Below are 25,644 nucleotides of genomic sequence, written 5' to 3' on the forward strand. Positions count from 1 at the left end.
CCGCCCGGGCGGGCGTTACTTTTTGGGAGGCCTGCGTCGGCGGCGTCTGGGCCTGCGGGCGCGTTTGGACTGGGCGTCGGCCTCGTCCCCGTCTTCGGGGGCGGCGGCGGCCTGTTCGGGCCGGGCGGCGGGAGCGTCCTTGCGCGGACGGCGCTTGCGTTCCTCCCGGACCGGTCCGGGCTCTTCGGCGGGGGACGGGTCTTCCAACTCGGACAGATCGGGCTCCGGGGCCAGGATGTCGGGCCGCACGGGACGGCGTCCGCCCCTGCGCGCCTTGGGACCGGCGGCCCGGGCCTTGGCTTCCGCCTTGGCCTCGTCGCTGGGCGGCTTGTTAACTATTTCATTCCATTCGTCAATGGAAACTTCCTGCTCTTCGAAGTTCTCGTCAAGCAGGGAAAGGGATTTCTTGAAGAAATTGGAGCGCAGGACCTTCATCTGCCCGAGCGAGGTCGGGTACTTCTTGCCCACGCGCGGGCACATGCGGTGGAACTCCTCGTAGCCCTGCTGCTCGAAGCTCAGGCAGCAGAGCAGCCGCCCGCAGATGCCGGAAATCTTGGTGGGATTGAGGAACAGGTTCTGCTCCTTGGCCATCTTGATGGTCACGGGCACGAACTTGCGCATGAACCGGCGGCAGCAGCACATCTGGCCGCAGTTGCCGATGGCCCCGAGCATCTGGGTCTCGTGGCGCACGCCGATCTGCCGTAGTTCGATGCGGGTGCGGTACTCCTTGACCAGGTCCTTGATCAGCTCGCGGAAGTCGATGCGGCCTGGGGCGGTGAAGTAGAAGACCATCTTGGAACGGTCGAAAAAGACCTCCACGTCCACCAGCTTCATGCCCAGCTTGTGGGTGTTGATGCAGGTCCGGCAGAACCGGAAGGCGTCCCTGGAGAGGACCGCGTTCTCGGCCACGGCCTCCATGTCCTTGTCGTTGGCCAGCCGGTAGATGGCCTTGTGCCCCTCGGGGTCATCGTCGTCCATCTCCTTGGGGGCCTGGCGGATCAGGATGACCTTGCCGAGTCCCATGCCCTGGTCGGTCTTGACGATGACGTGCTGGCCTTCTCGGACTACGAACGGGCCGGAGCCGAAATAATACACCTGTCCGTAATCATTGAATTTAACTCCAAGTATCTGACTCATGCAATCCTATCCTGTATAAAAGCCCCCCTGGCTGCGGGGGGAGTGTGTATCGCGCAAAGAGAGATAACATATTAGAAAACGGCTCCAACTTCAAATCCGTTCGGAAGCGCGAAACCGGATGCCGTTTCAAGGGACGGCACCCGGCTGTCATGTCTTGGGATTTGCCGATGCGACCCGGTTCAGATGAGCCCGAGGCTCTTGATCTCGCCCATGAGTTTTTCCTCGTCGATGGGCTTGACCAGGTAGGAGGTGGCTCCGCCGAGGAAGAAGGCGTCGTGGGTCTCCTTCTCGTCCGCGAGCATGGTGGTGACGATGACCTTGGATTCGCTCAGGGGGCTGACGCCGTTCTCCTGCTCCAGGGTGCGGATTTCACGCAGGGCCTGCTGGCCGTCCAGTCCCGGCATGAGCAGGTCGAGACAGATCAGGTCGTAGGGCTCGTTGTCGAGGAGGCTGCGCCGGAAGGCCTCGATGGCCTCCTCGCCGTCCACGGCGATGTCGCATTTGGCGACCTGGCGCAATATCTCGTGAATCATGTTCCGGCTGTAAAAATCGTCATCCACGATCAACGCTTTCATATTTCGCCCTCCTGTCGGTCTTTCCGTCTTGGGTTGGAGATTTGTTTCATGTCACTTTCCCGTAAAAAGCGCAATAGTTCGGCCCGGACGCGAACTCAGGGCGCAAGCTCCACGCCCTCGCGGGCCAGCTCGAAATCGACCCCACGGCCCGCCCAGCGGTCCCGCAGCCTTGCGCCCAGTTCATCCAGGTCCGCGTCGGTCCGGTCCACGTCGTGGTGGGTCAGCACGGCCCGCCCCACCCCGGCCCGGCGGGCCAGCTCCAGGGCCGTGTCCATGGAGCCGTGGCCCCAGCCCCGTTTCCGCTCATACTCCTCGGGGGTGTACTGGGCGTCGATGACCAGCAGGTCCACGCCGCGCAACTGGTCCAGGACGATGTGGTTGCGCTCGGCCACCAGGGCCTCGTAGGCCTCGTAATCCTCGTCGCCGGGGGCGTAGATGTTGCCGAACGGCTCGTGGTCGCCGGTGAAGAACAGGGTGCGCCCGTCGCAGCGCACCAGATAGCCGAAATTCGGGGACGGGTGGTTCATGAGCAGGGGCGTGACCTCGGCGAACCCGAGGTCCACGGTCTCGCCCTCGGCCAGGGTGCGGTAGCCGATGTCCGCCGCGAGCTCGGCGGTCCGCACCGGGAAGAAGGGGTATTCCATCTGCCGGGCCAGGGCGGCCTCGATGCCGGTCATGTTCAGGGGGTCGGCCGGGCCGTGCAGGGTCACGCGGCTGCCGGGCACGAACAGGGGCAGAAAGAACGGCAGCCCGGAGATGTGGTCCCAGTGGGTGTGGGTGATGAACACGTCGCAGGCGGCGGGCCCGTCCTGGACCAGCTCCCGCCCCAGCTCACGGATGCCGGTGCCCGCGTCGAGAATGAGCAGGTTGCCGTCGTCGGCGCGGACCTCGATACAGGTGGTGTTGCCGCCGTACCGGACGGTCCGCGGACCCGGCACCGGCACGGACCCGCGCGTACCCCGGAACCGGACGCGCATCAGCGGGACTCCCCGAGCTTGACGAAGATTCGGGCGCTCTCTACCTCCTCGCCCAGGGAAGGCAGGTCCGCGATCAGTTCGTCCATGGTCATGTTGAACCGGTTGACCACACACGGAGGCAGCGGCTCCACCACGAAGTTCCCGGCCGAGCCGAAGGACAGCTTCTTGCTGATCTGGTTGGCGGCGAACAGGCAGTCGTTGAGCATGAAGTCCCCGCCCGCTCCCTGCGAATGGTGGGTGGCGACGACCTCCCGAAGCTCTCCGGGCAGGTGCCATTTTTCGGCCAGCAGCCCGCCGATGTCCGCGTGTGTCGCGCCGATGACATCCAGCTCGCAGTGGTGCAGGGGCGCGCCCGATCCGGCGCATTGGCGGATCACGGCCGTGAATTCGTCCGGCAGGTACAGGGCGAAGACCACCTTGCCGATGTCGTGCAGCAGTCCGGCCGCGAAATAATTGGCCACGTCGTCACGGGACACCCCGAGCCTGCGGCCGAGCATGGAGGCGCAGGCGGCCACGGCCAGGGAATGGAGCCAGAACGCGCCCATGTCCAGCCGCTCGGAGGCGGTCCGGGGGATGGCCCCCACCGCGGCCAGACCCAGGGCCACGTTCTTGAGGGTGTTCAGGCCGAGGTAGACGCTGGCGTGGTTGATGGAGGTGATCTCCCTGGACAGGCCGAAATACGGGGAATTGACCAGGCGCAGGATCTTGAGGGTGAAGACCGGGTCCTTCTTGATGACCTCCACCAGGTCCTTCTGCGAGCAGTTGATGTCCGCCGACAGGGTCAGGACCTGGTGCACGCTCTCGGGAAAGGCGGGCATGCGCTCCACGGCCTCAAGCAATTTTCGTCTGACGTCGTCGTTCATTATCCCATCCGCCTGTTTTGCGGCCCGCCCAGGCGAACCGGCCCCGTTCTTCACTGTTCCGGACCCGGCGCGGGGCCTACTCGGACTTCTATATCAGACGGGCAGTCCTGGCAAGAGGGCGACCGCAGCCAGGTCTCCACCGCCAGTTCCCCGCCCGGCCCGTTCCAGGCGCAAACCACCCTTCCGTCCCGCGCCGTGGTGTACGCCCGCCCTCCGGCCACGACCTCGGCCGCCGCGAGCACGTCGGGGTCCGGGAACCCGTAACGGTTCATGAACCCGTTGGAGCAGAGCACCGCCCGAGGGCCCACCGCCGCGTAGAAGGCCGGGTCAAAGCTCCTGCGGCTGCCGTGATGGGGCAGGACCAGGACCTCGGCCCGGAGGTCCTCCCCGGCCGCAAGCATGGACCGGATGCCGCCGCTCTCCACGTCCCCCGGCAACAGGGCCAGGGATCGCCCGTCCCGCTCCAGGCGCAGGACCAGGGAGCGCTCGTTGGCCCGCGACCCGGCGAACCCCTCGGCCGGATGGAGCACGGCCGCGCGCACGCCGGACCCCAGGTCCACCGCGTCCCCAGCCGCCAGCGACACGGGCGCCAACCCGCTTCCGGCCAGGGCCCGGTCCAGCCGCTCGCCGGTCGGGCCGCGCGGAAGCATGCCGTTGGTGTACAGCGCGCCCACCCGGAAACGCTCCACGAGATACGGCAGCCCGTGGCTGTGGTCCACGTCCGGGTGGGACAGGAAGATGCCGTCCAGCCGGGGCGCGCGCCCCAGGGTCAGGGACGGGCCGACCACGGCCTCGCCCAGGTCGAAGCTCGACGAACCGCCGCCCGCGTCCACCAGCCAGCGGTGCCCGCCGGGCAGGGACACGACCAGGGACTGGCCCAGCCCCACGTCGAGCATGGCCAGGCTCACCCGGTCGCGGCTGTCCAGCCCCATGACCCAGACGTGCGGCGCGACCAGCAGGACGAAGCCGAGCCCGGCCAGCAGGACCGGGACACGGCGCTTGGAGCGCAGGCAGACCGCCGCCGTGACCAGCAACAGCGTGAAGCCGAGCAGTTCCGGCCACAGGGGCCGCAGCACGGCGAAGATCGGGGTCAGCCCGCCGTCCCGCACCGCGTCCAGCAGCCAAAGCAGGCCGTCCGCGACCCGCGCGGCCAGGCCGAGAAGCAGCCCGCCCGCCGGTGCGGTCCAGGCGGACACGGACAGGAGCATGCCGAGCAGCCCCAGCGGCATGACCGCGAACCCGAGGACCGGCAGCCAGACCAGGTTGAGCAGCAGGTTCGGGCTGAACGTGCCGAAATACCAGGCCACCAGGGGCATTATCGCCAGGGTGGCGCTGACGCTGACCGCGAGCACGCCCGCGGCCCACGAGAGCGCCCGCCACGCCCCCCGGCGGCCGGTGAAAAAGAGGAACCGAAAGTATGGATAAAGCAGCCCGATCCCGGCCACGGCCCCCAGAGACATCTGCAGGCCGAGATCATACAAGGACAGGGGCGAGACGAAGACAAAGGCCGCCAGGGCGAAGAACAGCCCGTCCATGAGCACCCGCCCACGCCCCTGGAGCAGGAGCAGCCCCCAGAAGCCGAACATGACCGAGGCCCGGATCAGCGAGGCCGACGGCTGGCCGAGCCAAGCATAGCCCAGGACCAGCGGCGCGGCCAGGTACACGGCCAGCTTGGGACGCGGCACGTGCAGCAGCAGCCCCGGCCACAGCCGCCCGATGAGCCAGGCCAGCGCCCAGCCCATGGCGGCCACGAAGCCCACATGCAGCCCGGACAGGGCCAGGGTGTGCGCCAATCCCGCACTCCGGGTGGCGTCCATGGTCGTCTCGTCCAGCCACGATCGGTCCCCGGTGGTCAGGGCCAGGACCATGGCCCCGCCCCGCCCCTCGGGCAGCAGCCCGGCCACGCGCGCCCGCAACCCGCCGCGCAGCCCCGCCAGGGACGCGCCGGGCCGTTCGCCCCAGACCGGCCCCTCCCGGCCCGAGGGCCACGCGCGCCAGAACACGCCCTGCCGCTGCCAGTACCAGCGATAATCCCACAACCCCGGATCGCCGAAGCTGTGCATGGGCTCCAGCCGGGACACGGTCCGCACCCGCTGTCCGGGCAAGGGCACGTACCTCGAATCCCGCAGGAACCAGGCGACCTTGCCGGGCAGCGGCTCGCCCCCCTGCCCCGCGTCGCACGTAACCCCATCCAGGACCACCCGCAGCCGGCCGCCCGGCCTGGGCTCGGCCCGGTCCACCGTGCCCTTCAGGACCACGGCCTTGCGCGCCGCCATCCACTCCGGCACGCCCACGGGCAAGGCTGGCGTGCGCTGGCCCGCATAGGCGAACCCGAAGACCGCGCACAACATCACGGCCAGGACCGGCAACCGGCACTCCCGCCCGCGCAGGACGCGCTCGGCCAGGACCAGCAGGATCACCGCCGCACCGGCCGCCACCGCAAAGCGCACGGCGAAAATCCCGGCCGCGAAGGCCAGCACGTAGGTCTGCCACGGCAACAACCCGGGCAATGGCGACTCGTATGTCCAACAACCATCCTTCACCCCCCAACCGTTATCAGGAACCCACCCATTGAGAAAGGGTATGCTTTAGGGGGACGGGGGGCGGCTTTCGATAGCGGGCCATCCGCACATTTTTCCTGGGGGGCTTTCATCCTCACGTAGACGGCTACGCTGCGGTTGTCGCGGCCGGAAGAAAATGCACAGCTGACCCACTCTCGAAAGCCTAGTGCGAGCGCGGTAAAAGAGCCGCTGTCGGGTGCTGCGCACCCGAATCGCTCCAGAGGGAAAAGACTGGAGACTTGCCGCGCCTGCACGCCCCTGCCGAAGGCACACAAAAAATTTGGAAGGGGGGTCCAGGGAGGAAACTTTTTCAAAAGTTTCCCCCCTGGCCGCCGGAGGCATTAAAAAAAGGCCGGGCTTCCCGAAGGGGGCCCGGCCTTTTATTGATGATGGTATCCGTTAGCCCGCGACGCGTTTGATGCGGGCGCCGACTCCGGAGAGTTTGGCTTCGATGTTTTCGTAGCCCCGGTCGAGATGGTAGATGCGTTCGATGGTGGTGGTGCCTTCGGCGGCCAGTCCGGCCAGGACCAGGGAGGCGCTGGCGCGGAGGTCCGAGGCCATGACCGGCGCGCCCTTGAGGGAGCCCACGCCCTTGACCATGGCAGTCCGGCCCTTGAGGCGGATGTCCGCGCCCAGGCGGACGAGTTCAAGGACGTGCATGAAGCGGTTCTCGAAGATTTTCTCCTCGATGGTCCCGATGCCCGTGCCGAAGCACATGAGGGCCATGAGCTGGGCCTGCATGTCCGTGGGGTAGCCGGGGTGCGGCAGCGTGGTCACGTCCACGTTTTCGAGCAGGCCGTTGGCCCGGCGGACCAGGACGTAGTTGTCCTCCTCCTGGAGCCAGACGCCCATTTCGCGGAGCTTGTAGCTGACCGCGTCCAGGTCCTGGAACGGGCAGTCCAGGATTTCGAGTTCACCGCCGGTGATGGCCGCGGCGACCATGTAGGTTCCGGCCTCGATGCGGTCGGGCATGATGCGGTAGTCGCAGCCGATCAGGGAGGACACGCCCTTGACGTTGAGCACGCTGGTGCCCTGGCCGGTGATCTTCGCCCCGCAGGCGTTGAGGAAGTTGGCCAGGTCCACCACTTCGGGTTCGCGGGCCGCGTTCTCGATCTCGGTCTCGCCGTCGGCCAGGGCCGCGGCCATGAGGATGTTCTCGGTGCCGCCCACGGTGGGGAAGTCCAGGGCGATGCGCGCCCCCTTGAGGCCGTTTTTGCAGCGCCCCTTGATGTACCCCTCGGTGATCTCGAACTCCGCGCCCATGCGCTCGAAGCCGCGCAGGTGCAGGTCCACGGGGCGCGCGCCGATGGCGCAGCCGCCGGGCAGGGCCACCTTGGCCTCGCCGAGCCGGGCCAGAAGCGGGCCGAGGCAGAGAACCGAGGCGCGCATGGTCTTGACCAGGTCGTAGGGGGCCTCGGGCTTGAGGCCGGTGCACAGGCTGGTGGCCGCGTTGTCCTCGAAGGTGGTTTCGCAGCCGAGGATGTTGAGCAGCTTGAGGGAGGTACGGATGTCCGCCAGACGCGGAACGTTGGTCAGGGAGACCTTTCCTTCGGCCAGGAGACAGGCCATGAGTATGGGCAGGGCCGCGTTTTTCGCGCCGCTGACCTGAATGCTTCCCTGGAGCGGAACGCCGCCCTCGATGATAAGTTTATCCATGTGTATCCTTTTTTGATTCTTTTGCTTGACCGGGGAATAAAGCTTGGTTACAAACTGCCCCTCACGCGGTGGGTGTAGCTCAGTTGGTAGAGCACCTGGTTGTGGCCCAGGGGGCCGAGGGTTCAAGTCCCTTCACTCACCCCAGACAGACTAATTGGACGGAACTTCGGTTCCGTCCTTTTCGTTTTTCCGGCCCACGGAATCGGGCCTGTCCAGGAGCCCCAGCAACCGTTCCGCGCCGTGGGGGCGCACTTGCCTGTCGAACAGGATGGTCTCGGGGGCTCCGCCCTCCACGCCGGAAAAGGCCTGGTTCAGGGCGGTGCGGTTGGCGTAGCCGCCGGTGTTCAGGGCCATGCCCGCGTACAGGCCGGTCCGCTCGCCCACGAAAAAGATGTCGCCGGACTTGTAGAACTCGGGCGTCTCGTTGACCTCGAGGTCGGCGTTCAGGGCCACGATGCGGGCCTGGCCACGCAGGGCCGCGCCCTTTTCGAGGATGTAGCGGACGTCGTCGTCATGCATGATGAGCAGCAGGCCGGATTCCTTGGACACGCCCGCCTGGAGGCCCCAGCCCACCGAGGACTTGGACAGGAAGACCGGGCCGGTCCAGCCCGCGTCGGTGCGGGCTGCCAGGAGCGCGTTGCCGTGGCCGAGGGAGAAGATGAAGCTGACGTCGCCCACGGCCGGGATGATCATGATCCCCCGGGCGTCATGGAGCAGCTTGTGCAGGCGGCCGGTCTCGTCCTTTTCCAGGTAATGCGTAACCATGCCGGTGGCTTCGTCCACCAGCGCCTGGGCCGTGCCCCGGTTGGTGGCGGCCCCGTCGGAGGCCGTGACGGCGCATCCGGCCAGCAGGGCCAGACAGAGCGCGACGGACAGGATGTTCAATGCGCGAATCGGCATAGCCTTGGCCTAAAGGGTGCGTTCCGACCTGTCAAGAACGTTTGCGCAGGCGGCGGGCATCGCCCACGCGCACGGTCAGTTTCTCCTTGTCGAAATATTCAAGGACCGGAATGAGATACTTGCGCGACAGCCCGGTCAGGTCCTTGAAGTCCGGGGCGGTCATCTCCTCGTGGTCGGCGAAGAAGCCGACGATGGCGTCGCGGATACCGGTCAGGGCCGGGGCGTGGTAGTACATGTCGTCCTTGATGCGCGTCAGCTCCCCCTGATCCTGGAGGACCTTGAGCACGGGCATGGCCTGCTTGACGTCCATGCCGAGCGGTTCGAGCACGTCCTTGAGGTTGGGCGGGGTGGCCCCCCCTTCGGTGTAGGCGGACAGGATGGTCTCGCGGACCTTGGCCTGGTCCGAGGCCAGGGAGACCGTGTGGCCCTTGAGCCGGATGACCTCCTGCTCGGCCTCGATGTCGCCCTTCTTGAGCAGCCGTTCCAGGAGAAAATGCAAGAGCTTGGGCGGCAGGTTCCGGCCCCAGGACGAGGCCAGTTCGCCCCGCTGCACGCCGGGCTTCATGGATTCGCGGCGGTGAAAGTCCGCCAGGAAGTCGAGGAGCTCCGAGGACAGCCGCTCGGCCAGGGGGCCGCCCGCGTAGCGCCGGGCCTCCTTGTCGAAGAGCACGGCCTCCTGGCGTCCGCCGAGCACGCCCAGGGTCTTTTCCAGCCCCTTGGTTTCGAGGTTGGTCATGGTCAGCAGTTCGGCGAAGCTCACGCCTGCGGGCCCGGCCAGTTCCAGCTGGGCGGCGGCCACCTCCTCGGGCTTGTCCGAGGCCAGCTTGCGGAGCAGGTCCACGTCCCCGGAGAACCGCTTCACGCGGTGCCCGGACGGGCAGATGACCCGCCCGCCCGCAAAGGCGCGCAGGGGGGAGAAGGAGCGCAGCACGATGCGGTCGCCCCAGACCCCGGCCATGGGCTCGCTGAAGCGGGCCTGGCACACGGCGGTCTCGCCGGGCGCAAGCTCGTCGCGGTCGAGCAGGTAGATGCGCGCCAGGACCTCCCGCGCGCCGTGGTGGAAATGGATTTCCTTGCGGTGCTTGAGGGGCAGACGCGAGGATTCGAGCACGGTCAGCTCGATGTCCCAGACATCGGACGGGAACAGGGTGCCGGGCCGGGCCAGGACATCGCCCCGGCGCACGTCGTCCACCTCGAGGCCCGCCAGGTTCACGGCGGTGCGCCGTCCGGCCTGGGCCGTCTCCACGGTCTCGCCGTGGGATTGCAGGCCGCGCACCTTGGAGACGGTCTCGCCGGGGTACAGTCGGACGTCCTCGCCCACGGAGATGGAGCCGGAGATCATGGTCCCGGTGACCACGGTGCCGTGGCCCTTCATGGTGAAGACCCGGTCAACGGGCAGCCGGAAGAGATCCGAGCGCCGCTTGGGCTTGAACTCGGCCACCAGTTTCCTGAGCGCGTCCTTGAGGGCGTCGAGCCCCTGGCCGGTGTGGGCGGACACGGGCAGGATGGGCGCACCGGCCAGGAAGGTCGGCTCCAGGTAGGCGGCCACCTCCTCCTGGACCATCTCCAGCCATTCCGCATCGACCATGTCGGTCTTGGTCAGGGCCACCAGGCCGGTGGTCACGCCCAGCAGCTGGCAGATTTCCAGGTGCTCGCGGGTCTGGGGCATGATGCCCTCGTCCGCGGCGATGACCAGGACCACGAAGTCCACGCCCGCCGCGCCCGCGACCATGTTCTTGACGAACTTCTCGTGGCCGGGCACGTCCACGATGCCCAGCCGGGTCTCCTCGCCGAGGTCCAGGAAGGCGAACCCCAGTTCGATGGTGATGCCGCGCTTCTTTTCCTCGGACAGCCGGTCGCAGTCGATGCCGGTGAGGGCCTTGATGAGCGTTGTCTTGCCGTGGTCGATGTGTCCGGCGGTTCCCATGATGACGGGCATAGTGCGTATTCCCCGCTGCGTGCTGGTTGAGATTCAGGTGGAGACAAAGGTCCATGGTAGGGAAAAACGGGCCGCGTAACAAGGCCATGGATGCGATCCGGGGTTTGGCACGGACGCCCCCTCTCCCAAGGCGGTTTCAGCGTCCGCAACGGGCCGGAATTCCATTGACCTGTACCATACTTATGGTAAGAGGATGCAGCATTGACATATTTTTCCCAAGGGAGAGGTTTCATGAACAAGATTGGTGCGCTACTGCAATGCTTCCTGCTGGCGGCGGCCCTTGTCGCGACCGTCCCGACGGCCGTCGCGGCCATGGAGCCCGTCCCGGAGAACCCCGACGCCGTGGGCCAGGTGGTCTCCCTGAACGGGAAGGTCACGGCCCAGGGGGCGGACGGTACGGTCAGGACCCTGAACGTGAACCACCCGGTGGTACCCAGGGACGTCATCGTCACCGGCTCCCGGAGCAACGTGGAGATTCTGTTCAAGGACCGCTCGGTCCTCTCCCAGGGACCGGATTCCCGAACCAGTGTCGATGAATACGTCTTTTCCGACACACCGTCCGCCTCGAAGATGCTCCTCAAGGTGGGCACCGGCACCTTCCGCTACGTGACAGGCCAGATCGTCAGGCAGAATCCCGACGCCTTCGCCCTTGAGACACCGACCACGACCATCGGCATCCGGGGCACCGAGGTCTTTGCCGAGAACACGGTCGAGGGCGAGGAGATCGGCGTGCTGTCCATGACTCCCGGCCACAGGGTGGAGGTGTCCATGCCGGGCCAGCAGCGGACCATTCCCCGCGCGGGGTTGTCGGTCATGGCCGCCGGAGGGCAACTGTCCGCCCCGGCCCCCACGAACCCGGCCACCCGCTCCAGGGTCATGCGGGCCGCGCCCCAGACCACCCAGGGCGAGCAGGCCGCGCCCCCCCGGTCCGACCTCGACCGACGCATCGAGGCCTTTGCCTCGGCCATCGACCGGACCAAGGGCGGGCTCGGCGGCCTGGACGACCGCCCGGACTACAACGCCCTGCACAACATCACCCTCCAGACCCAGGCCCGCGACGCGGCCGAAAGCGGACGCGACGGCGCAACGGCGGGGCTGGGCACCGGCGGTGACGGCGACGGCGGCAGCGAAGGCGGCCAGGGCGAATAACCGCGCATCCGTTTCCGGCCAACCATCAAGAGGAACGACGACATGAAGACATTGCGATACGCGCTCATCCCCGCCCTGCTGCTCCTGCTGTCCGGCTGCGTGCTGAGCACCATGAACGAACGCCAGGGGACCAAGGCCTATCTGGAAAAGGACTATGCCACGGCCAGGGCCAAATACGAGGAGGCCGCCGCCGACGGCAACGCCAAGGCCATGTACCACCTGGCGGTCATGTACGCCGAGGGCCAGGGCGTGGAACAGGACTACGCCAAGGCGGCCGGGCTGCTCGAACAGTCTGCGAACCTCGGACAGGACGACGCCCGGCTCATGCTCGGCCTGTTCAACCTCTACGGCGACGGCGTGCCGCGCGACGTGGACAAGGGCGCAGGCCTGATCCGGACCGCCGCCGAAAACGGCAACGACACGGCCATGTACTACCTGGCCAACCTCTACGCCTCGGGCCTGGGCGTGGAACAGGACCTCGACAAGGGGCTGTACTGGATGAACGAGGCCAGGGACGCGGGCTTCCCGGTCCGGGACGAGCTGCTGACCAGGGACGGCCTGGCCGCCCTGTACCAATAGTCGTCACAGTCCGGACTCCGGCCTTCCGAAGAACGCAGAAAGGGCGGCGGGAATGTTCCCGCCGCCCTTTTCTTGCGAATGATGTCTTTCGGGGAGATTCCCCGCCCTACCGCTTCAGGAACTCGCGGAAGGCCAGGACGCAGGCGTAGATGTCGGCCTTGGCGGACAGCTCGAAGGGCGAGTGCATGGACAGGACCGGCACGCCCACGTCGATGACGTCCATGCCGTACACGGCCAGGAACTTGGCCACGGTGCCGCCGCCGCCCGCGTCCACCTTGCCCAGCTCGGACATGTGCCAGGGCACGCCCGCGCCGTCGAAGATGGCGCGCAGCCAGCCGATGAAGTCCGGATGGGCGTCGTTGGCCCCGACCTTGCCCCGGTGGCCGGTGAACTTGTTGAAGCACGGGCCGTAGCCCAGCCGGGCGGCGTTGAGGGGCTCGTAGACGTCCTTGTAGTCCGGGTCCATGGCCGCGGACACGTCGGCGGACAGGGCCGAGCCGTTCATGAGCACGCGGGACAGGCGCGCGCCCGGCTCCCAGGCGTCCACCAGCTCCTCCATGCAGTACTCGAAGAAATAGGACTTGGCGCCCGTGGCCCCCTCGGAGCCGATCTCCTCCTTGTCCCAGAAGAGCACCACCTGGCAGTATTCCGGCTCGGGCTCGGCCAGGAAGGCCTCGAGGGCGCAGAACACGCTGGACCGGTCGTCCTGGCCATAGCCGCCGATGAGGGACTCGTCCAGCCCCACGAAGCGGGCCGGACCGGCGGGCACGGCCTGCATCTCGGCGCTGAGGAAGTCGGCCTCCTCAATGCCGTAGCGGGCGTTCAGGAGCTCCAGGACCTTGCGCTTGACCGGCTCCTTGACCTTGTCCTCGTCGTTGCCGGACGGGGCCGCGACCGGGGACTGGCCCAGGACCAGGTTGAGCTTTTCGGCCTCGAAGGCCTCCTCGACCTTCTTGGTGACCTCCTTGTAGGCCAGGTGCGGCAGCAGGTCGGTGATGGTGAAGACCGGGTCGCTCTGGGACTCGCCGATGCACACGGTGACGGTCTCGCCGGACCGCTTGACCACGGTGCCGTGCAGGGCCAGGGGGATGGTCAGCCACTGGTACTTGCGGATGCCGCCGTAGTAGTGGGTCTTGGCCAGGCAGATGTCCAGGTCCTCGTAGAGCGGGCGCTGCTTGAGGTCCAGGCGCGGGCAGTCGGCGTGGGCGCCGACCAGCCGGTACCCCTCGGACAGGGGCCGTTTGCCCTTGCGGGCCAGGAAGCAGGTCTTGTTGCGGTTGAAGCGGAAGACCTGGGGTCCGGCGAAGTCCTCGACGAAACCGGCGGCCTCGATCCGTTCACGCACGTAGTCCATGACCAGCCGTTCGGTCTTGCACTCGCTCAGGAACCGGACGTAGTCGATGGCCATGGCGTCCATGGCCGCACGGTGCTCGTCCGAGGCGTAGGCCTCCCAGGCGGACCTGGGTTCGTATTCCAGTTGCTGCTTGCTCATGACGTATCCTCGTTATTTGGTCAGCGCGTCCACTGCCTGCTTCAGGGCGTGGGCGGCCAGCTTGAGTTCGGAGGACCCCAGGGTGCGGGGGTCCAGCAAAAATTCGTCGTCCTCGATGCGCGCCACCAGTGGCGGGTCGGTGTCGAGGAGCGCGCCGCGCAGGGCCTCCGGGGGAATCCCCCGCACGGACACGGTGACCATGGTGCCGGGCAGGTCGTACTCCGGGAAGGAGCCGCCGCCCACACGGGAGAAGCCCTTCTTCATGCCCACCTCGGCCCGCTCGCCCAGGGACTCGCGCACGGCCTCGGCCAGCCGCCGGGCCTTGGACTTGAGGGCCTCGGGCGAGGCGGTGATCATGTTCAGGGTGGGGACCTTGCGCCGGGCCTCGTCCATGTCGAGGTACAGCCGCAGGGTCGCCTCCAGGGCGGCCAGGGTCATCTTGTCGATGCGCACGGCCCGGTTGATGGGGTTCTTCTTGATGCGGTCGATGTACTCCCGGCGGCCGACGATGACGCCCGCCTGGGGACCTCCCAGGACCTTGTCGCCCGAGAACGAGACCACATCCGCGCCCTGGGCGACCACCTGCTGCACCGTGGGCTCGCCGAGCAGCCCCTCCCCCGCCAGGGAATAGAGGGTGCCGGAGCCCAGGTCCTCGATGACCGGGAGCCCGTAACGGTCGCCGAGCACGCGCATCTCGGCCAGGGAGACCTCCTTGGTGAACCCGACCACGCGGAAATTGGAGGTATGCACGCGCATGAGCGCGGCGGTCTCGTCGCCGATGGCGTTCTCGTAGTCGTGCACGTGGGTCCGGTTGGTGGCCCCGACCTCGCGCAGCCGCGCCCCGGACTTGACCATGACGTCCGGGATGCGGAATGAGCCGCCGATCTCGACCAGCTGGCCGCGCGAGACGATGACCTCGCGCCCCCTGGCCAGGGTTTCGAGCATGATGAACACGGCGGCCGCGTTGTTGTTGACCACCAGGGCGGCCTCGGCCCCGGTGATGTCGCACAAGATCTTCTCCACGTGGGAGTAGCGGCTGCCGCGTTTGCCCGTGGACAGGTCGAACTCGCAGTTGGAGTAGTGCCCGCAGGCCTCGGCCACGGCGTCGATGGCCGACTTGGCCAGCAGGGAGCGGCCCAGGTTGGTGTGGATGACCACGCCCGTGGCGTTGAGCACCCGGCGGAAATGGGGCCGCGCCTTGGACCGCACGTAGGCGGTCAGCCGGGGCGACAGCGCCTTGGCCGAAAGCTGTCCGGCCTCGGTGAACGCACCCGCGCGGATCTCCTCGCGGCAGATGTCCAGAAACTCGTTGACCAGATTCTTGACCAGGGGACGAGGCAATTCGCTTATGCCCTCGATCCTGCCCAGGACCGAGAGGACCTCGTCCACGGACGGCAGGTGCCTGAAAAGATTGCTCATGCGTCTTCCAATGTTAGGCGGTGAGAAAACGAGGATTCAGGATATAGAACTCGGCCAGCAAATACAAGGACCCGCAGACCAGTGTCGGTCCGGAAAGTTCAGGCTCCGCGTCCAGTGCCGCCTGCAACGACTCCGACGCCGAGGCGCGCCCACCGATGGCGGCCGCGATGGCCCGGTTGTCCGCGGCCCGCTCGCCGTGCATGGCCGGGACCAGGATGGGCCCTTCGGTCAGGGTGCGGATGAGCGGCAGCATGTCGGTCAGATTCTTGTCGCGCAGACAGGCGAAGACGAGCTTGCCCGGACGCACGCCCTCGGCCCGGATGGCCGCGTTCAGGGCGACCAGGGCGTGGGCGTTGTGCGCCCCGTCCAGGATGATCTCCCGGCCGTCCAGGTTCACGGACTGGAACCGGCCCGGCAGGAAGGCGCTCTCCAGGCCGAACCGCTCCGTGTCGTGGTCCGTGCGCAGGGACCGGCCCGCCGCGAACCAGCGCCAGCCGGCCAGGGCCAGCCGGGCATTGGTCGTCTGGTGGATGCCCCTGAGGCCCAGGCGTACGTGGTCCACGGGATCGGCCGCGTCCACGGCGTAGACCAGCCGCGCACGGACCGCCTCGGCCCGCTCCTGCAGCCGGATCATGGCCTCGGGCTCCTGGGGGCCGGTCAGGGCCACCCCGCCCTCGCGGATGGCCCCGGCCTTGTCCCCGGCGATGTCCGAGAGCGTGGGCCCGAGGATCTTCTCGTGGTCCATGCCGATGGGCGTGAACAGGGTCAGGCCCGGCGCGAACACGTTGGTCGCGTCATAGCGCCCGCCCAGCCCGGCCTCCATGACGGCCAGGTCCACCCCGGCCCGCTCGAAGGCCAGCATGGCCAGGCAGGTCTGGAATTCGAAATAGGTCAGGTCCTCGGCGCCGGGCACGGTCATGGCCTCGTTGGCAAGCTCCAGCCAGGCCTGCTCCGAGAGCATGCGCCGGTTGACCTGGATGCGTTCCCTGGGGGTGACGAAGTGCGGCGAGGTGAAGGTACCGACCTTCTGTCCGTGGGCCCGGGCCAGGGAGGTCAGGAAGGCGGCGGTGGACCCCTTGCCGTTGGTCCCGACCACGTGGACCACCGGGATGTCGGGCTGGCCCCGGACCGCCCAGAAGGCCTCCATGCGGCCCAGCGTCAGGTCCATGCGGAACAGGCCGAGCCGGTCCATGTAGGCGGAGAGTTCGGAAAAGGTGCTGAAGTGTGTCACGAGGGGGTTCCTATCAGGAAAGCGGCCGGTATGGAACTCCCGGAACACGGTTCCGGCCGCCTACCCGGTACGTTGCAACGCATTATAATCTGCCGCATCCCCATGGCGCAAAGGGAAACAAGTGTGCTAGTCGCTGAAGGGACTACCTTTCAAGGAGAAAGCGATGCTCAGAAAGATCACGATCAAAACCAGAATCCTCTTGCTCATTTGCTGTATCGTCCTGTTCACCGCGGGCTTCACCCTGGCCTTCCTGGACGGCGTGACCAAAGTCAAGGAGGTGGGCGTGGACTTCGCCACCAAGGCCATGCTCGAGGGCGAAAAGCGCAAGCTCGAGGTCGCCACCCTGTCCATGGCCGGCACCCTGGGCACGGCCCTGGCCGACGTGACCGACCCCGAGGCGCGGGTCGCCCTGATCCGCAAACTGGTGGACAAGATCCGCTTCGAGAATGACAAGTCCGGCTATTTCTTCGTCTACGACAAGACGGTCAACGTCTGCCTGCCCACGGCCCACGACAAGCAGGGCAAGGACCTGAGCGGGCTCAAGGACCCCAACGGGTTCCAGCTGGTGGTCGAACTGAACAAGGTGGCCCACGCGGGCGGCGGGTTCGTGACCTACATCTGGCCCAAGCCCGGCAAGGGCGACCAGCCCAAGCTCTCCTACGCCACGCTCATCCCCGGCACGGACATGTGGATCGGCACCGGCGTGTACCTCGACAACGTGAACGAGGAGGAACAGAACATCACCGCCAGGATCGAGGACATCGTCTCCAGGTACGTCTGGGGCATCGGCGGGGCCATCCTCGGCGTGTTCGCCCTGCTCCTCCTGCCCTTCTGCCTGTTCATCGTCCGGTCCATCGTCCAGCCCCTGAACGAGGCGCTGGAACTGGCCGACCAGGTGGCCTCGGGCGACCTGACCCGCAACATCTCTTCCCAATACAAGGATGAACCCGGCAGGCTGACCGCCTCCCTGGGGGTCATGGTCCGCCGCCTGCGGCAGATCGTGGGTCAGGCCAAGGACGGCGCGGACCAGGTGGCCTCGGGCAGCACCGAGGTGACCGACTCGGCCACGGCCCTGGCCGACGGGGCCAACCGCCAGGCCGCCTCGGTGGAGCAGGTCTCCGCATCCATGGAGGAGATGATCGGCCAGATCGGCCGGAACACGGAAAACGCCGCCCAGACCGAGCGCATGGCCCACCAGACGGCCCTGGACGCGCAAAAGGGCGGCGACACGGTCATGGAGGCGGTCCACTCCATCAAGAACATCGCCGAGAAGATCTCCATCATCGAGGAGATAGCACGGCAGACCAACCTCCTGGCCCTGAACGCGGCCATCGAGGCAGCCCGCGCGGGCGAGGCGGGCAAGGGGTTCGCCGTGGTCGCGGCCGAGGTGCGCAAGCTGGCCGAACGCAGCGGCGCGGCCGCGGCCGAGATCGGCGAGCTGTCCACCACCACCCTGGCCAAGGCGGACGAGGCCGGGGCCATGCTTACCCGCATGGTCCCCGACATCCGCAAGACCGCCGACCTGGTCCAGGAGATCTCGACGGCCAGCATGGAGCAGAACGCCGGGGCCCAGGAGATCAACAAGGCCGTCCAGGAACTGGACAACGTCATCCAGCAGAACGCCGGGGCCTCGGAAAAGCTGGCCTCGGCCGCCAGGGAGTTCACCTCCCAGGCCGCCCAGCTCCAGCAGGGCATGCAGTACTTCACCATCGACTCCCGGTCCGCGCGGTCCGTCGAGCGGCCCGTCGTGCCCCCCGCGCCCGTCGCCCGAACACAGGCCGTCCGCCCCGTCCGGGCCCAGCTGCCGCCCTCCCGGCCCCAGGCGCCCGATGCCCAGGCGGACCGGGGCGTGGACCTGGACATGAACATGGACGTGGACGACCGGGACTTCGAACGATTCTGAGCCCTTCCTACGACAAGACGAAAACCGGGCGCGCCGCGACAATGCGGCGCGCCCGTTCCGTTTTCGGGGCGATCCGCCGGACTCAAAGGGCCATGAGCAGCCAGTACCACAGGGGGCGGGTCAGGATGGAGAGGGGGACGCCTATGCCGAGCATGGCCGCCGCCAGGCGGGGGCGCGCGCCGTAGGTCATGGCGATGATCCCTCCGGAGATCATCGGGCCCATGCCCGCCTCGAAGATCGTGACCTTGGCGGCCATGTCCGTCAGCCCCAGGACCCAGACGTAGAGAACGAGGATGAGGACCGGCGCGATCATCAGCTTGTACCCCAGCCCGACGAGGAGTTCCCGGCCCTTGCCGCGCAGGGTGTTGAACCGCAGGGTCAGCCCCACGGACAACAGGGCCAGGGGGCTCAGGGTGGAGCCGAGGCGGGAGAGCATGCCTTCGAGCCACGACGGATACGGGACCGCGTGCAGGGCGAAACCGACGGCGATGGCGATGAGCGGAGGAAAGAGCAGGACCTTGCGGACCAGTTCGCGCCCGCTCAGGGTTTGGCTGGAAGCGCCCGCGGCCAGCAGGATGCCCGGCCCGGCCAGGACCATGAAGGAACCCGCCGTGTCGCAGAGCATGCCCACGCCGAGATACTGCGGGCCGAAAAAGGCCTCGATCATGGGCAGCCCCACGAAGGAGGTGTTGCCCAGCCCGCCGGTCAGGGCCAGGCAGGCCACGGTCTTGCGGTCCCAGCCCAGGCGGCGGCCCAGGACGGCGAACAGGACGTAGCCGACGCCGAAGACGATCCAGGCCATGGCCGCGGGCGGGATCAGCCCCGGTCCGAGCGGCAGGTCGTGGGCGTAGAGCAGGGCCAGGGCGGGCAGCGACATGTGGATGATGACCGCGTTCAGCGCGGCGGGACCGTGCTCGCCGATGATCCCGGCCACGCGCAGACCGATACCGAGCAGGAAGCAGACGCCCAACAAGAGAAAATTGTCCATGAAGCACTCCGGATATGGTCAGTCCGTTACCGGGATTTCGCGGCGATTTCAAGGAGTTCCGCCCTCACACGATCCCCGCACCGCCCTTTTGCGCATTTCCCGACAAAAAGTGCTTGCAAACCGCCCGCCCGGCATATATAAGCCTCTTCGCCTGAACGTGCCGAAGTGGTGGAATTGGTAGACACGCATGGTTCAGGACCATGTGGCCGTTCGGCCGTGGAAGTTCGAGTCTTCTCTTCGGCACCAGTAAAGAACAAGGGTTGCGGTTAATACACCGCAACCCTTTTTCTTTTTTATCCGGCAAGTTACGTGATTGTCTTCGTTTCGGCGTGATTTGACCCCAAGGGGTCAAAGTACCCGGAATCGTCTGCCGCCGGAGACGTCACATGCCCCAAACCGCGCGTTCCCCGAACCACCTTTACCGGAACGCGCTCAATCTATTACTTTCACCACGTCATCCCGCACGACCTGCGGAACTCGTTGGGCCGCTCCGAAGTCAGGATGTCCCTACAGACCGACTACCTGGCCGAAGCAAGGCCCAAGGCCCGACTATTGGCCTCGGGCGTAAACCGGATACTGACCAAGATGAGGAACGGTGAACTCCCCATGGATGATTTCGACCCGATAAAAGTGTTCATGAACGACTGGCTCAAGCGTTTCCTGAAAGGAAATGAACACATTGCCATCAACAAGCTCACCCCGCCCATCCACACACGCAATACGTGCCGGGAGATACCGGAAGGATTATCGAAACGCTCAAGGACCTGATGGTGTCCAAAGACTACGCCACCATGCGGAAATACACGATCATGGCGGCTGAAGACGGGGCTTTCGGCCCACCTGACTCGCTCCCCTTGTCCGATGAGTTCGCGCACGAATTCATCAAAACCCTTATCGCCTACTATCGCATCATCAGCCACCGGGCCGAAGGCGATCACACCTTTGAAAAATCCATCCTTCCGCCCGAATCAGTCGCTCCGCAGCCGACACAGGAACCCAAGCCCCAAATCCTGCTTTCCGAAGCCCTGGAACGCTACAAGACGGACAGGATCTCCGCCAAGCGCTGGAGCGAGGGCAGTGCCAAGGCCATCCTGTCCACGCTCAACAGCCTGACCGACATCCTCGGCGACATTCCGGTGGATGAAGTGGACCGGCAAGCTGTGCGCCGATACCCTGCTCCAACTCCCCAGATTTCGGAATAGCAAACGATTCAAGGGCAAGACCATCCAAGAAATGGTCGCCCTTGAACCAGACAATACCGTTGCCGTCAGCACCGTGAATAACAACCTGACCAACATCTCATCATTTTTGACGTGGTGCGAGGACGAGCAGCTCATTCCCACCAACCCGCCCACCGTCTGAAAATCAAAGAAGAAAAGCCGGAAACGGAGCACCGCTCCCCGTACACGACCAACGACTTGAAAAACATCTTCAACGCGCCTCAATATGTTGACGACACATTCCTGCACCCGTCCGACTTCCGGTGCCCTATTCTTTCCCTTTTCACGGGCGCACGGCGTGAGGAGGTATTCCAACTCCACGTTGAAAAGGGTGTGGGTCCTGGACATCAACAAGGAAAAGAATGTTCATGGGTTCTCCAACTTCTTCAAGCAGAAGAAGATGCAGGACGACCCGTTCGAACAGACCTTTGGCCACAAGCTCAACAAGATGTCCGCAGAAATATTTGGCGGGTGTTTCCCGGCCTCCATGTGCTTCGAGGAGGTCATAGCCCACCTCGACTATGGGGTGGACCTGTCTCATCTGGTAAAATCGAAATACGTTCCCAAATGATGGACCTCATTTGACGGTAGTCCTTTTCTCTGATCGGCCCCAAGCCGACGGGAGGAAAGGACGGTTCCGTGGGGGAGATAACTCGCCCAGGCGATTCATCTCACCCATGGAACCTCACGCTTAAAAGGGAAACCCAGTCGAAGCGGGGTCCTGTCACGGACTGCTGCCAAGGTAGGCGCCGGACACATCCCGCCTTCCTGCGGGATGCCCTGCGGTCACTTCGATGTCGTCACGGACTTCGGCGTTGAGCCGGGGCCATTCTTCCCCGGCCTGTCGGATTGGCTTACCCAAGCCAACGCCCGTTCCAAGGCCTCCTGCTGCTTGTCGGACAGATGGGCCAGCGTCCTGGGCCGTCCCCCTTCGTCCCATACTGGACGAGCAGGCTGCGGCCTTCCCTGTTCCAGTCCGTGTCCAGATCGACTTTGGCCGATTCTTCTCGGCGAACGCCCAGTTCCCATTGCAGGCGGATTTGGGCGGCACACCGGGGACCGTATTCATGGGCAAGCTCTTTTCCCAGCTTGTCGATTGCCCCCTGCACGAAGGCGGGGGCAACCGCTTTGCTGTTGGCGTTGGCAATGCTGCCCGGCCGAACGTCGAACACGTCATTGGTCGGGCTGATGCCGGTATTCCCATAGGCCTTGCAAAGGTCACGGGCCGCCGAAAATATGTCGGCGATGCGTCCGTCACCCTTGCCTTCTTCCTGCATTTGCCGGGCAACAGCCGAAAAGTGCTTATTCGTGACATTGGTCCATTTGCGAACCCCGAACCCTGCACGGCGAAGCCGCTTGGCAAAGGCTCGGGCATTCTGACGAACCCTGTGTTGCTTCGAGCGCGGCGCTGAGAGGGTTGCCCTGTTCGCGCCCAGCACCAGAGTGATGGATTTCATGTAAATCTCCTTCCTGAAATTCGGGACAGCGCCCTGGGACAAAGCAGGTCGGACCTTCCCCGTTTGCCGGGAAATGACCTACCTATGGCGTGAATGCGCCACACAACAACCGACACGGGACAAATCAATGTCCGTTTCCCACAGAAGGAAAAATTCTGAGAATCCATTCAATAAGGGGTGCCACCACGCAGGCTCGTTCATCCTGCGCATAAAGCGGTGGTCGTGGGGGAATTTCGACAACGGCAGATTTCTAGATACCTGTCGTTTGTCCGGCGAGGGTGCTGTGTTCCAGCCTGGCGTTTGGATGTAAAAGCGGGCCGTTTGGAAATGAACGGCAGAGAAGTGTTTGGTGTTACGCATGTTAGTGCCAACATAAGCGTTCATAAGTTTTAACGAAGTCTAAACTGATGAACGCGCCTTGGATGCGTTTTACCTCCTTCCGGTTACTCAACCTGACTGGTTATGCCCTGTCGTATCATCTCGGGAAATCGTCGCGCAAGGTTCGGCGGATGGGTTTCTGTCCTCCCGCCGATTTTCCCGCGAGCATGACGCAAGCCTGTCCACCTAAAAGTCGTCGCTCAGGGGGCCGAAGAACCAAGGCCACTTCTATCAGTCGGAACTCCCTGAAATTAGGCCATTGACCGTTTTCTGTATAATGAGTAGGCGGAAGCGACAAATGAATTTTAAAAGGCTCGCTGCATGGCATTTATCGGCCGTGCAGGAGCCTTCAGTTTCTTATTTGGAGTATGCTCTCATGCCGAGCCAGAAGTTTATCGATGCCGTTTCAGATTCATTTCCCAAGGATCAGGTCTATCTGGACGAGGTGATCGTCCACGCCTTGTCCTTGGACGCAAGCCCCTTCGAGCCCCGCGCCAAGATGCTCGTGGATGTGCGCAGCGAAGAGGAGTTGCAGGATCTGTTGTCCCTGGCGCGTGAGCACGGTGCGGGTTTGACCTTCAGGGGCGCCTGTTCGGGCATCAACGGGCAGACCGTGGGCGAGGACGTCATGGTCCGGTTCCGCGGGCCTGCCTGGACCGGGATTAGGGTCCTCGACAACGGTGATTCCATATGGGCCCAGAACATGGTTCCGGGGCAGGCCCTTAACGGAGCCCTGGTCCCGTTTGGCCGCATCATCGGCCCCGATCCCGGGTCCATCTCGGTGGCCACCCTGGGGGGCATGGCCGCCAACAACTCCACGGGCATGTGTTGTACCATAGAGCAAAGCATCTTCCACACTATGAGGTCCATGCGCGTCCTCCTGGCGGACGGGACCATACTGGACACGTCCGACGAGCATTCCCGCACGGCGTTCCGCAAGGCCCACGAAGAGCTCCTGAGCGGTCTTGCCGATATCCGGGCGCGCATCCTTGCCGATGACGAACTCAAAGGGAAGATCAAGCGCAAGTACTCCATCCGCAATACCTCAGGCTACAGCATGAATGCCTTCACTGAGTTCGAGGACCCCATGGATATCCTCGTGCATCTGATGATCGGTTCCGAGGGAACCCTCGGATGCATCCTCGACGTCTGCCTGAAGACCGTCGTGCTGGAGCCCTGCCGGGCCACGTCCTTCATGCTGTTCCCGTCATTGGAAAACGCGATCCAGGCCATTTCCGTGCTCAGTCGGGAAAAGGGCCTCGCCAGGGCCGCCGAACTCATGGACCGGGTGACCCTCAAGGCCGTCGAGTCCTTTCCTTCCACCTCGGATATCGTCCACACCCTGGACGACAAGGCCTGCGCCGTGCTTCTGGAGACCCAGGCCAGGGATGAAGCCACCTTAAAACAGCGTACCGATACCATTCTGGAGCTGCTGAAGGATATTCCCTGTCTAACCGAGCACGAGTTCGTCACGGATCCAAAGGACTACGCCCGTCTGTGGGATATGCGGCGAAACACCTATCCCGCCTTTGCCGGGTTTGGCGGCCCCTCCGAGTTCACTGTCACCGAGGACTGGTGCGTCCCGCCCGAAAGGCTGGGAGAAGCTGCCGAAACCTTGCAGAACCTGCTGGAAAAGCATGGTTTTCAGGGCGGGATCATGGGGCATGCCTTTCACGGAAACATGCACTTCATTCTGTCCCTTCCTCTGGCGGAGCAGGCCGCTGTGGACAATTTGAAGGGACTCACCGAAGACATCGTGGACGTAATGATCGAACATTTCGAGGGTTCCCTCAAGGCGGAGCACGGAACCGGCCGCTCCATCGCCCCCTATGTCGCCCGCGAGTGGGGACCGGAAATCTATGGCATGATGCAGAAATTGAAGCGGTTGCTGGATCCTCAGGGCCTTTTCAACCCGGGCGTTCTCCTTAACGATGACCCGGACTGCAACTTTACCGGCCTGAAGCAGCCTTGGGGGCTGCACGAGTTCGTCGACAACTGCAACGGCTGTGGTTTCTGCGATTCGGTCTGTCCCACGAGGGAGATCGGTTTTACTCCGCGCCAGCGCATCTACGTCAAGCGTACCATCGAAAGGCTGCGGAAGCAGGGCGACACCAAGCGGGCCGAGCATTGGGAGGAGATGTTTCGCCAATACGGTCTGGACATCTGCGCCACGGACGGACTTTGCCAGTTGCGCTGTCCCCTGGCCGTGGACACCGCTTCCTACATGCGGCATTTGCGCCATGAAAACCTGAGCGATTTCGCCAAAGGCACGGCCCATCGGATCGGCCGGAATTTTTCGAAGGCGGCCGGACTGGCCTCTATGGCCCTGACTGTGGGGCGTGGCTCCCAGGAGATCATCGGCCACGGCGGCGTCGCCCTCGTGGATCGTCTGGCCCGCAAGGCCGTGGGCATGTGCGTACCCGACCTACCCGCCATGAAGCTGAGGGGCGGTTCATCCGTTCCTTCTGCAAAGGCCAACGCATCCAGGCAGAAGGTCGTGTACTTTCCGTCCTGCGCCGTGCGTACCATGGGGTATGACAAGGACGGCGGCCCGGGCCAGGTACCGCTCATGGATACAACGGTAACACTTCTGTACCGTGCAGGATATGAGGTGATTTTCCCGGAGGGGATGAAAAATCTATGCTGCGGCAAGGCCTACGAAACCAAGGGCATGTCCGAGGAGGCCGACCGCAAGTCCGACGAACTCGGCGAATCCCTGCTCAAGGCCACGGAAAACGGCCGCTGGCCAGTACTCTGCGACACCAGCCCGTGTCTGGCCCGCATGAAAAAGCATCTGGACAAGCGGCTGGCCCTGTTCGAGCCTATCGAGTTCGCCAAAAAGTTCCTGGTGGACAGGCTAGATTTCGTTCAGCTGTCCAAAACCGTGGCCGTACACCCCACGTGCTCCACCCGGACCATGGGGCTGACCGACAGCATGGTGGATGTGGCCTCCCTGTGCGCCGAGCATGTGGTATTGCCGGAAGGCATCAACTGCTGCGGTTTTGCCGGGGACAAGGGGTTCACCCATCCTGAGGTGAACGCTTCGGCCCTGGCCGAGTTGCCCGCCCAGGTGGCGGCCTGCCGGGAAGGGTACAGCACTTCCCGGACCTGCGAATCCGGACTGACCCTGCACAGCGGCAAGCCCTACTTCAACCTCCTGTACCTGCTGGAAGAGAGCAGCCGAGGTGCGTAGAGGTTTCAGCGATCCGATGCCGCCAAT

At 65.1% G+C, this 25,644-nt stretch carries 19 protein-coding genes, 2 tRNA genes and 2 pseudogenes; 10 read left to right on the plus strand and 13 right to left on the minus strand.

The window, feature by feature from the left end; all coding sequences use genetic code 11:
* Nucleotides 1-15 precede the first annotated feature (15 nt).
* From DND132_RS04815 to murA, 6 genes are all read right to left on the minus strand, one after another.
* On the minus strand, nt 16-1,137 hold the full coding sequence (locus tag DND132_RS04815) for a PSP1 domain-containing protein (RefSeq protein WP_014321584.1): 1,122 nt from the start codon (nt 1,135-1,137) through the stop codon (nt 16-18).
* A 179-nt stretch (nt 1,138-1,316) separates the two neighbouring features.
* Nucleotides 1,317-1,712 carry a response regulator gene (locus tag DND132_RS04820; protein WP_014321585.1) on the minus strand — a complete coding sequence of 132 codons (396 nt, stop codon included), beginning with the start codon at nt 1,710-1,712 and terminating at the stop codon, nt 1,317-1,319.
* Between the two features lie 95 nt (nt 1,713-1,807).
* Nucleotides 1,808-2,689, minus strand: a complete 882-nt coding sequence (locus DND132_RS04825) for an MBL fold metallo-hydrolase (protein ID WP_014321586.1) — start codon at nt 2,687-2,689, stop codon at nt 1,808-1,810.
* Entirely contained in the window at nt 2,689-3,552 is an 864-nt protein-coding gene (locus DND132_RS04830) for an HDOD domain-containing protein (protein ID WP_014321587.1), read from the minus strand. The genes DND132_RS04825 and DND132_RS04830 overlap by 1 nt, the downstream gene beginning before the upstream one ends.
* Before the next feature lie 50 nt (nt 3,553-3,602).
* Nucleotides 3,603-6,062: a DNA internalization-related competence protein ComEC/Rec2 gene (locus tag DND132_RS04835; RefSeq protein WP_014321588.1), complete on the minus strand. Its 2,460-nt coding sequence runs from the start codon at nt 6,060-6,062 to the stop codon at nt 3,603-3,605.
* A 450-nt stretch (nt 6,063-6,512) separates the two neighbouring features.
* Entirely contained in the window at nt 6,513-7,769 is a 1,257-nt protein-coding gene (gene murA / locus DND132_RS04840) for a UDP-N-acetylglucosamine 1-carboxyvinyltransferase (protein WP_014321589.1), read from the minus strand.
* A gap of 68 nt (nt 7,770-7,837) precedes the next feature.
* Between murA and DND132_RS04845 the strand changes: the two genes are divergently transcribed.
* Nucleotides 7,838-7,913, plus strand: a tRNA-His gene (locus DND132_RS04845).
* Nucleotides 7,914-7,919: 6 nt separating this feature from the next.
* Here the strand turns inward: DND132_RS04845 and DND132_RS04850 are convergent.
* Together DND132_RS04850 and selB are read right to left on the minus strand one after the other, a co-directional pair.
* Entirely contained in the window at nt 7,920-8,669 is a 750-nt protein-coding gene (locus tag DND132_RS04850; RefSeq protein WP_014321590.1) for a lipid-binding SYLF domain-containing protein, read from the minus strand.
* 31 nt (nt 8,670-8,700) lie between these two features.
* A complete protein-coding gene (selB, locus tag DND132_RS04855; RefSeq protein WP_014321591.1) occupies nt 8,701-10,608 on the minus strand; it encodes a selenocysteine-specific translation elongation factor in 1,908 nt (635 codons plus the stop codon).
* A 231-nt stretch (nt 10,609-10,839) separates the two neighbouring features.
* Between selB and DND132_RS04860 the strand changes: the two genes are divergently transcribed.
* The gene (locus DND132_RS04860; RefSeq protein ID WP_014321592.1) at nt 10,840-11,757 is read left to right on the plus strand and encodes a FecR family protein; all 918 of its coding nucleotides are present in this window, start codon (nt 10,840-10,842) and stop codon (nt 11,755-11,757) included.
* 42 nt (nt 11,758-11,799) lie between these two features.
* Nucleotides 11,800-12,336, plus strand: a complete 537-nt coding sequence (locus DND132_RS17520; protein ID WP_014321593.1) for a tetratricopeptide repeat protein — start codon at nt 11,800-11,802, stop codon at nt 12,334-12,336.
* Between the two features lie 106 nt (nt 12,337-12,442).
* Here DND132_RS17520 and DND132_RS04870 read toward each other — a convergent pair whose 3' ends face one another.
* From DND132_RS04870 to DND132_RS04880, 3 genes are read right to left on the minus strand one after another with little or no spacing between them, the layout of a single operon-like run.
* Nucleotides 12,443-13,828: an aminopeptidase gene (locus DND132_RS04870; RefSeq protein WP_014321594.1), complete on the minus strand. Its 1,386-nt coding sequence runs from the start codon at nt 13,826-13,828 to the stop codon at nt 12,443-12,445.
* A gap of 12 nt (nt 13,829-13,840) precedes the next feature.
* Nucleotides 13,841-15,247, minus strand: coding sequence for an L-seryl-tRNA(Sec) selenium transferase (selA, locus tag DND132_RS04875; RefSeq protein ID WP_014321595.1), 1,407 nt, complete (start codon nt 15,245-15,247; stop codon nt 13,841-13,843).
* A gap of 13 nt (nt 15,248-15,260) precedes the next feature.
* Nucleotides 15,261-16,478 carry a bifunctional folylpolyglutamate synthase/dihydrofolate synthase gene (locus tag DND132_RS04880; protein ID WP_041915695.1) on the minus strand — a complete coding sequence of 406 codons (1,218 nt, stop codon included), beginning with the start codon at nt 16,476-16,478 and terminating at the stop codon, nt 15,261-15,263.
* A 163-nt stretch (nt 16,479-16,641) separates the two neighbouring features.
* Here DND132_RS04880 and DND132_RS04885 point away from each other — a divergent pair, with 163 nt between their 5' ends.
* Entirely contained in the window at nt 16,642-18,381 is a 1,740-nt protein-coding gene (locus DND132_RS04885) for a methyl-accepting chemotaxis protein (RefSeq protein ID WP_014321597.1), read from the plus strand.
* Between the two features lie 82 nt (nt 18,382-18,463).
* On the opposite strand, the gene DND132_RS04890 is transcribed toward DND132_RS04885, so the two are convergent.
* Complete coding sequence (locus tag DND132_RS04890) at nt 18,464-19,369, minus strand: AEC family transporter (RefSeq protein WP_014321598.1); 906 nt, start codon at nt 19,367-19,369, stop codon at nt 18,464-18,466.
* A gap of 159 nt (nt 19,370-19,528) precedes the next feature.
* Here DND132_RS04890 and DND132_RS04895 point away from each other — a divergent pair.
* The 5 genes and pseudogenes from DND132_RS04895 (at nt 19,529) to DND132_RS04910 (ending at nt 21,160) form a co-directional block, all read left to right on the plus strand.
* Nucleotides 19,529-19,615: transfer RNA gene (locus DND132_RS04895), tRNA-Leu, on the plus strand.
* A gap of 189 nt (nt 19,616-19,804) precedes the next feature.
* Nucleotides 19,805-19,951, plus strand: a pseudogene (locus tag DND132_RS18915) (DUF6538 domain-containing protein); the annotation flags it as partial.
* Nucleotides 19,952-19,975: 24 nt separating this feature from the next.
* Nucleotides 19,976-20,137 (plus strand): hypothetical protein, encoded by a 162-nt coding sequence (locus tag DND132_RS18435; protein ID WP_190275297.1) that lies wholly within the window; start codon nt 19,976-19,978, stop codon nt 20,135-20,137.
* Between the two features lie 2 nt (nt 20,138-20,139).
* Nucleotides 20,140-20,571 (plus strand): hypothetical protein, encoded by a 432-nt coding sequence (locus DND132_RS04905; protein WP_148266942.1) that lies wholly within the window; start codon nt 20,140-20,142, stop codon nt 20,569-20,571.
* A gap of 316 nt (nt 20,572-20,887) precedes the next feature.
* Nucleotides 20,888-21,160, plus strand: coding sequence for a hypothetical protein (locus tag DND132_RS04910; protein WP_148266943.1), 273 nt, complete (start codon nt 20,888-20,890; stop codon nt 21,158-21,160).
* Nucleotides 21,161-21,313: 153 nt separating this feature from the next.
* On the opposite strand, the pseudogene DND132_RS04915 reads toward DND132_RS04910, so the two are convergent.
* Nucleotides 21,314-22,046 (minus strand): annotated as a pseudogene (locus DND132_RS04915) (integrase domain-containing protein).
* Between the two features lie 754 nt (nt 22,047-22,800).
* Here DND132_RS04915 and DND132_RS04925 point away from each other — a divergent pair.
* Nucleotides 22,801-25,617 (plus strand): FAD-binding and (Fe-S)-binding domain-containing protein, encoded by a 2,817-nt coding sequence (locus DND132_RS04925; protein ID WP_014321599.1) that lies wholly within the window; start codon nt 22,801-22,803, stop codon nt 25,615-25,617.
* Nucleotides 25,618-25,644 lie beyond the last annotated feature (27 nt).

It is taken from the genome of Pseudodesulfovibrio mercurii (assembly GCF_000189295.2).
Lineage (GTDB): Bacteria > Desulfobacterota > Desulfovibrionia > Desulfovibrionales > Desulfovibrionaceae > Pseudodesulfovibrio > Pseudodesulfovibrio mercurii.